Genomic DNA, 8,575 nt, shown 5'->3' with positions numbered 1-8,575 from the left:
CTCTTCCTTTTACAATGGGACCGTTCGGTCAAGGGAAGGGGTTGGGCGGGCCGGGATGGTTTCGTGAAGGCGCTTTCCATGGGTGCGGACGCGGTGGTGGAGATGGACGCCGACCTTTCCCACCAGCCCCGATTCATCCCGTCGATGCTCGAACCCCTGGAGAAAAAGCAAGCCGATGTGGTCATTGGGAGCCGCTACATGGAAGGGGGCAAGGATATGGACCGGCCGTTCCACCGGCAATGGACCAGCAATTTCGCCCGTTATTACCTGAAGTTCGTGCTGGGTCTTTCCCCCAGGGATCCCACCTCGGGGTTCCGGGCCTTTTCCAAGGCCGCCCTCAAGGCCATCCAAGTGGGGACCCTCCAGGCTCGGGACCCTTTCACGGTCTCGGAGATCCTTTACCGCTGCCGCTTGGCCGGATTAAGGTTGAAGGAAGTTCCCATCGAATTTATCGACCGCACCCGGGGGGAATCGAAGCTAGGCCTTTCCACCCTCCTGAAATACCTGGGCCGGGCCCTGTTGCTGCGGCTCAGTTACGATCCTTTGACCCGGACCTAAACCAACCCATCCGCTGCCGACCTTTTTCCCTGTTCTTTGGACCATGTCGGATCAGTGGGGCCTGCGGGCCGCGACATAATATTGAGCTCCCAAGGGAAGCCAGGCCAAGGACCTGTCCAAAGCCCGAAAGAGAGCCGGGCGCAGGGGCGTGAATAGGATGTACCGTTTTTCTAGGATCTCGCCGCTTTTACCCAACAAGGAACCAACCTGCCCCATTCTCAGCAAGATCGCGTCATGGTCCATTTCACAACGGGAGACGGCGACTCGGGTCAAGGGATTCAAGGGATTATGCTCATAGATGACCATAAGCCCCCCTTTCCGGGTGACCCTGCCCATCTCCTCCGTGAACCGCTGGAGACCGTCGGGTTTGACGTGATGCATGACGCAAATGGCGAAGGTCACATCCATGGATCCGGATGGAAAAGGTAGCCTGTCCCCATTGTAATGACGGTAGGTGGCTTTGGGATTGAGGGCTTTCGCCTTGCGGACGATACCCGGACTTACGTCCACCCCGTAAAGCCTATTGAACCGCCCGGTCAGATGGCGGTCCGTGATCCCGATACCGCAACCCACGTCCAGGATCCTCAGGCCCGAGGGATCCCCTACCAATCGACGGGTCAAATCCAATAGGGAGTCCACCTTGACCTTGGTGAAAAATTCAAGGTCCTGTCCAATGAAAGAAATGGACTCCTTGATCTCCTGACGATAGGTGTCCTTATGGCGTTCGAAATCCGTTCGGACCGGAAGGGTGCGTTTGGCGGGCATTCTTTTTCCCAAAATGGAATCGGATCGGGCAACTGGAATTCGGGCAATCTTATCACAGCCGGTCTGTTTTGACGGTGAAAGGTATTTTCGTTCCATTCCCGGACCGCTCATCCGTTCTCACGGGAGGGATTGTATTTGTGATAAAATCCAACGATTTACCAATAGGGCCTCATATCATCGGAAAACAAGCGCCCATCCCCCGCGAACCAAGGAGGTTCCATGCTCCGCCTGAAACTCGGCTTGCCCATTCTTTTCCTTTTCACTTCCTTCTTCGGGTCGGATTCGATCGTTTGGTCCGATCCGGCCCCCATGGAATACTTCAACAGCCTGGTCGCGGGTGGATTTGAGGCCGGATACCGGGACGGGGCGTTCCAGCGGGCACGGTTCAATAACCCCTCGGGACTCGCGTTCGATCCCGAGGGAGAAAGACTTTTTGTGGCGGACACGGACAACTCCAGGGTCCGCGTGGTTCTCTTGGACCGGAAGAACGAGGTCCAGACCTTGGTCGGGACCGGGACCTCCGGGAACATCGATGGACCCTTCGATAAAGCAAACCTCAATTCGCCCGGCCGGCTGGTGTTCGCTCCACCCGATCGACTTGTGGTTTACGACCGGGGGAGCCTTCATTTGCGGGTCTTGGACCTCCGGGCCAGGACCGTCACCACCCTTCCGGGTGACTTTCGTATCTGGGACCTGCTGTACGATTCCAAGACCGATTGCCTCTATTTCACTGAACCCGACCAGAAGGACCTCATTCGTCTCGAGCTCAAGACCTCGATGGCCGCTACGATCCTGCGGGACGACCCCAAGATCCCATCCCCCATGGCCCTCGCCGCTGGCCCGGACGGCCTCTTCGTGGCCGACCGGGATGGGTCAATGGTCTTTCGGATGAAGTGGAAGGACCTTCCCTTTCCGCTGGCCACCCCCGTGATCCCCGAAACCTTCGGGCAGGCGCATCTGGTCCAAGAGATGGCTTTTTCCGGCGGTTCGCTTTATGCGCTCCAAATAGGCGAAGAACCCTTGGTCAAGATCGGTGATCCGACCGTCCCCGTTACCCTGGCCACCGCATGGGATTTCACCATCGACAACCGCAATCAAGGGTTCGAGCCATTCCTGGCCTTCACGACCAATAATCCCGTTGGTTTCATCGCCTCACCGACCGAGGACAGGAAATTCTATCTTTCAAAACCCTTCAATCACATCGTTCGCAATGGCGTCGTCTCGTTCAAGGATTATGATTTTGGCCCCTATTGGAAATCTTTCACCAACTCGGAACCGGGCACCGTGGTCATGGATTACCTTTATCCTCCCCAGAAGCCCAAAAACACTTTCCGCATCCTATTGGCGGGGGACTCTCGGACCTATGTGGGGCCCCGGAACGTCCCCGGTCCCCCATACGATTTCAACCTGACCTACCAAGCTTTTTTGGGGACATTCCGCAATGACACCATGGGAAAGCAATTGGAGTTCTTCTTGAACACGGAAGCGGCTCTTCGGGGAATTTCGACGCGGTTCGAGGTCCTGGAATGGAACCGAAAGGACCGGAACTTAAGCAGCTACGCCCCTTATGAGATCCCGCCCATCGTAAAACGGTACGGTATCGACATGGTCCTGGCCTTGGTCAGTTGGTCCGCTTATGAGGACTATTTCATCCACCCCATGACCGCGGAGGGAATTCCTGCGGAGGATGTCGAACCCGAATACCTCCTGAAGCCCTTGGCTCAGCGGATACCACCCGGAATTGCAAAGGATTTCTACGACCGTTTCTTGAAATCGGGCGGTCGGATCACCGACAAGGCCGCTTTCCCGATGGATCGGGACGATCAATGGACGATCTATAAGAACGGGGATCAAACGATGAAGGACGATATGACCGAAATGGCCGGAAAACGTCTTGAAATGATGGCCCAACGATATTCCTCTTCTCCCACACTCCTGGGGGGGTCACCCAAGACCGTCCTTTTTTTCGTCCCCTATACGCCTTTTCCGGATAGCGCGGTCCCCTTTTGGCAGGCCGTCAGCGACCGGTACGGCTTCCCGTTCTTGGACCTGAGCGATGGATACCAAGCCCTTCGGATCGGCTATTATCCCGACATCACCCAATGTTGTAGCGGTCATTACACCGCCTATGGGGATCGGTTGATCGGTTATCTATTGAGCCATTATTTGGTGGAGGACAAGATGATCCCCTTCCACCCCCCGGCCGTTCGACCAAAGACCGATCCTTCCGAATAGCCCGACCTTCCTTCACCTGCCGGGTTCTTCCGGCAAATAATGGTTCCTGGCCAGCTCCTCCCGCAGGATCAGGCTAAAAAAATCCATGCCGTTCTCGGTGAAATGCCCCCCTTCGGCCGCGTTTTCCTTGATCGGCCAAAAACCCAGTTCGAGAGCGGTGAAATCGTCGCACAAGTCCAAGTAAGGGACCTTCGCGCTCTTGATCATTTCCGCATAAAAATCCCGGGTAGGGCCCTCCTCGAAATTGCTGATGGGATAGAACCAGAAGGCCAGACGGGGAGCGGTCCCATCGGTACGTTCCCCCGCAATCCTATCGCGCAGGAGTTCCACCGGCTTGCGCATGATCCCCATGAGCCGGGGGCGCACCTCTGGATCGCCCAGCATCCCACGCCAATCGAAGCTCCAATGGGCGGCGTCATCCTCATGCAGCAGACCGTGGTTCCGGCATAATTGGGTAAAATCCTGTATCCCGCCCGCCTGGGCCTTTTCCTTATTCGGCCGCAGGACGTATTCGGGGTCGAAAACATCGGTAGGGAGCCCCTCCTTCCCCATGGGTGAGATGAAATAGGGGTCGAAAAAATTGAACCCGCCGTCCTGGAGGATCACCACCAGGTCTATCCCGTAGTGGCGTACCAGGGGCGGAACAACATAATTAGCCCAAATGTCCAAGTTATTCCCTCCGTGATGCATGGCCCCGTTGAGCACCTCGAAATGCCGGGAGCCCCCTTCCAACGCCGCCTGGGCGTTCAGGGAGATCTCCAGTTTCTTGCAGACGCCCAGCATCAAGTTCTCCTGCTCTCCATCATGGCCCGCCCCCTCAAAGCGGCGCCCATCAGCCTCCCAATAGAGATAGCACCTCCCCACCAAGAGTATGCGGAAGGTATGAGGTGGCTTCACGGCGGGGTATTCGAAATCATGGATATGGGCCTGGTTCCAATAATCCTCACCATGGGCCGGGTCGAAATAGGCTTGGTTGAGGTCTCGGAAGGCACCCACCAAGGAGTGTGAGGTGTTGGACACGAAGAAGCGGCCAGGGGAACGGGAATCGGAGAGGAAGCCCAAGGGGTCAAGTCCCGTATCGTTCTGGAAAAGGGGTGATATCGCCCCCAGGGAAGGGTTCAACATCGGCTTTCCCCAAACCGAAAGGAATGTAACGGGCTTCGGATTAGGAAAGACCCGCACCACCGGCGCGGAAGGTTCCGACTGAAGGGCGTAAAGGGAGTCCCCCGAACCGGCCAAGGCCAACGCGTTCTGGACCAGGCCAACGGGCGTCAAGGCCAGTACGGGAGCCTGCCCCTCCCGGGCACCCAAAGCGACCTGGAAGACCTGCGTCTGTCCTTGGCCAGCCACGAAAAGTCCTTTCGTGCCGCCAAAAAGGGCCGCAGGATGTGGAATACGCGGATCCCCATCCAGGAGGGTCATGGCTTTCCTCATCCCCGGATCATAACAACGCAGTTGGCCCGCTCTGGGCTCGGTCCAAAAGATACGGGTATCCCCGGGAACACAAGCCATGTTCCAGGGAAGGTCGGTGATGAGGGGTATCGATACCCCTCCGGGAATCGCCGGGGCCACTTGCAGGGTAGAAACTTTCTGGGCGGCAATGTCAATGCGGCGAAAAAGATGGTTTCCCCGGTCATTGACGAGGAGGCTGCCATCGGGAAAAGCCAACAGGCCGCAGGGAGCGTAAAAAGTGGCGGTAGCGAAGGGTCCATCCAACGCCCCAGGGGATGCGCCCCCCGTGAGGGTCCTTACTTCATTGGAATGGTCCAAGGATATCTCGCGGATCCGGTTGTTCTGCCGGTCCGCGACGTAGAGTATGGAGCCGTCGGGGCTCATGGCCATCCCCAGGGGATCATGGAACTGCGCCGAATAGAAAGCGCCGTCAGCGAATCCAGGTTGGCCGTTGCCCGCCACCAGGTCCTGGAATTGGACCATGGGCCCCAAGGCCCAGAGGGGCGAGACCAGTGACCAAATAAGGATTGGACGGAGATTTTTCATGGGGCCTCTTGCCAGACCCAGCCGAACGGGCTTCTCTCATCCGGCCTTGGGATTAGGGCACTTCCTCGAACGCGGTGCAAGGCATGACTTCTCTTGACCCGCCTGGAGGTATCCAGTAAAGGGAAAGGCTAGAGAGGTTATTGCCGCTCCGCCAAGCCCTGAGGTCCAGGGCGTGGAGCCCCGGGGCCAGGCTGATCCGGGACTGCCTCTCACCGATCGGCTTTCCGTCGATGCGCAATTCCGCCTGACCGTCCATCTGGACGAAGAATTTGTATTCCCCTCCCCTCGGAGCTCGGAATTTTCCCGTCCAACGCCCCGCGTTCGTGGCGGCTGAGAAATCGTTCCCATTGGTGAAGTTGACGATAGGATCGTATTCCGCCAAAAAAGGCATTTCGTCCCAGACCGGACCCCGGAAATACTCCCCTTTGAGCCCCCGAAAGGGAGGAAGGTTGGTGAAGGACCCCGGGGTGACGGGCGAACCAAGGCCTTTTGCGTCGATCTGCTCGATCTTCAAGTCCGGAATGGTCCCTGCGGGCACGTCCATCTCGAACTTCACCGGATAATAGCCACGGATCATCCAACGATTTTCCGCCGCGGCCTTCTTGCCGACCTGGAAGGAGGTCCGAAACGGCGCTTCGACCTTCCATGAATATCGGCCCGGAACGGGAATATAGATCTGACCCCATAGGGCGGCACGATAGGGTCCTTTCGGAAGTCCTGAAGGGAAAGAAACGACCTGCCCCTCGGTCTTCCCCTCAACGGGCCGGTCATATCGGACCTTCAGGCCCCGTTCCTTGGCCACGGCGTCGGCCTCGACATGGTAGAAGGATTCCGCCGTGTTCCCTAATGGGTCCACCAAATAGCGGTCCCGCCCTTCCGGATAGAAATACTTCAACATGGGCACATAACCCGATCGCCCTTCTTCCATCGCGTAATAAAGGCCTCGGGATGTATCCGGGCCATGTGAGATCAAGGCTTCGGGGAACAACATGGAGTGGATATGATCCAATTGGCCGTAACCCAGGAAGTCGATGGTGTAATAATTGTAGTAGCGTGGCGACACGTAGTAATCATACGCCGCCCCGTTCCTCGCGACGATCCGGCCCACCTCGGTCTCCTGGGGCGCATACTCATGCCATCCTCCAAAACTTCGGGCCTGATCATGGAAATACACCTTGAAGTTCTGGGCGGTCATCCACCCAAGGAAGGGCGCCACCAGGGCCAGGAAGATCCATTCCCCCCGCAAACCCCAGGTTTCCCTCATCCTTCCCCAAATGGCTTCCAAAGGGGACGCCACCAGGAACGCGATGAAGGGTGTCAGCGCAAAAAGGCGGTTCGCGTGGGCGGCATCGATGGAAAGGATGCAAGGAAGGCTCATGATGAAGAACCCCGCCAGCACATAAAAAGACGGCCTTCTTCCTACTCTGGCCAGGCAATAGGCCAGTCCCAAGATGAAAAGAGTGCCGGAAACATCGTCCAACATCCGCTGGTCTTGGAGGTTGTGCCTGGCGTTGGGGTCCCCCAGGCGGTTGAACATGATCGCTGTGCGGGAAAGGACCTCCCAAAAGGGCTTCCAACTATGCTCCAGGTGGACGCGGGTGAAAATGGATAGTTCGGTTTCCCGGGTCTGGGGATTGCCCAACACAGGAAGGATCAGGAAGATCCCCGCCACCGCGAACAGAACGATATATCTCCATTTCTTGCGGATGGCAGCCCGATCCGCGATCACCTCATAGAACGCCCAGGCCAGGACCAGCAAGGGGAAGACCTTGTAGGCCTGATACGTGTAGAAACCGGCGGCGAAGAATCCGGTCGCCAATAAAGTGGCCATCAAGGTATCGCGGTCCTTCGAAGCCTTCAGGGCATAAACCATCCATCCCAGAAGCCCCAGGGCACCCACTACCGCGGCCACCGCCAGCGTCACGGATCGGGGCTTAAGGGTCCAAAAAAGGGACTGGAAGGCGAAGGGGAAGACCCCAACGACGAAAAAGAAGGCCGCAACCATGGCCACCTTGTGGAACAAAACCTGGTCCGCGTCGCGTTCCCGGCGAATGGCGTAAAGAAGAAAAGCGATCGTTCCGAACATATAGAGGGTCATCTGGACCGTGGGAAAACCATTCCTGGAAAAATTAATGTTCCATCGCATGACCGCAAGGATGAAAAGGGAAAGGAGAGCCATCCGGGGTCCGGCCAACTGCCGGAAGGTCCAATAGACCAAGGGAAAGCCAAGAAGTCCCAAAAAAGCGTAGAAAAGCTTCAGGCTGACTTCACCGGCCCCGAAGATCCCGAACCAAAAAGCCAGTTGATAGAGGGCCAAGGAGTAGGCATGGAAGATATCTTCCACATAGAAGGGCCGCCATCCCTCGTGCAGAATTCGCTGGGCCGAATAGCCCTGGAACCCCTGGTCAATGAAAAGTCCGGAAGGGATCGTGTCGATCTGATAGGCCCTGAGGAATGCCGCGATCAGCAGAACGGTTCCCAACAAACCCAGTTCCACCCTCCAGGGCAAAGAAAAGGGTTTGGAACCTTCACGCTTCCAGGGCCGGAAAGATCCCAGGAAGAGTGCCGACGCCGCCAAGAAAAACCAGGAACCTACGGCTAAAGTGGATCCGTTACCCGTCTGGACCCAAAAGGACTGACCGATACCGGCCAGGGCCAAGCCAAGGACGGCTCCCACGATCCGGGCAAGGCTGGCTGGCTTCAAGGCTCGCCATGGCGGCGAATGGCGTGAGGCTTTCCCGATCCGGGAAGACCTTGGGGAACGCCCATCCTTCCGGATCTTTCCAAGGGCGACCGGCAGGATTCCTTGAAGGTAGAAGGAAAGGCCCAAAAGCACCGCAACCACCGAAAAGGAGAAACCCATGATCATCCGGCCACGGAACAATTGCAGTTGACCGGCCGTGAAAAGGGCGAGGCACAAACCCAACCAAGCGTAAGCGACGGCAACACTCTCCAATAAGGATCCGGACTTTTTGCCGGCCAAGGTTTTCTTTCTCGTGGACGCCATTTCGACTCCCCT

The 8,575-nt window shown here is 57.3% G+C and carries 5 protein-coding genes; 2 read left to right on the top strand and 3 right to left on the bottom strand.

Annotation, left to right across the window (positions count from 1 at the left end):
* Positions 1 to 558, top strand: a 558-nt coding sequence (locus VHE12_08600) for a glycosyltransferase (GenBank protein ID HVZ80843.1), incomplete at its 5' end; no start/stop codon positions are given.
* A gap of 51 nt (positions 559 to 609) precedes the next feature.
* Here the strand turns inward: VHE12_08600 and VHE12_08595 are convergent.
* Positions 610 to 1,323 (bottom strand): methyltransferase domain-containing protein, encoded by a 714-nt coding sequence (locus tag VHE12_08595; GenBank protein ID HVZ80842.1) that lies wholly within the window; start codon positions 1,321 to 1,323, stop codon positions 610 to 612.
* Between the two features lie 219 nt (positions 1,324 to 1,542).
* Between VHE12_08595 and VHE12_08590 the strand changes: the two genes are divergently transcribed.
* Complete coding sequence (locus VHE12_08590; GenBank protein ID HVZ80841.1) at positions 1,543 to 3,558, top strand: hypothetical protein; 2,016 nt, start codon at positions 1,543 to 1,545, stop codon at positions 3,556 to 3,558.
* Positions 3,559 to 3,570: 12 nt separating this feature from the next.
* Here VHE12_08590 and VHE12_08585 read toward each other — a convergent pair whose 3' ends face one another.
* Both VHE12_08585 and VHE12_08580 read right to left on the bottom strand, forming a co-directional pair.
* A complete protein-coding gene (locus VHE12_08585) occupies positions 3,571 to 5,556 on the bottom strand; it encodes a hypothetical protein (GenBank protein ID HVZ80840.1) in 1,986 nt (661 codons plus the stop codon).
* A gap of 52 nt (positions 5,557 to 5,608) precedes the next feature.
* Positions 5,609 to 8,539, bottom strand: coding sequence for a PA14 domain-containing protein (locus VHE12_08580; protein HVZ80839.1), 2,931 nt, complete (start codon positions 8,537 to 8,539; stop codon positions 5,609 to 5,611).
* Between the last annotated feature and the right edge of the window lie 36 nt (positions 8,540 to 8,575).

It is taken from the genome of bacterium, assembly GCA_035549195.1.
GTDB lineage: Bacteria > Oederibacteriota > Muellerivitia > Muellerivitales > Muellerivitaceae > DASZRK01.
Note: the sequence above shows the minus strand (reverse complement) of the source record. Positions and strands in the feature narration are given on the sequence as shown.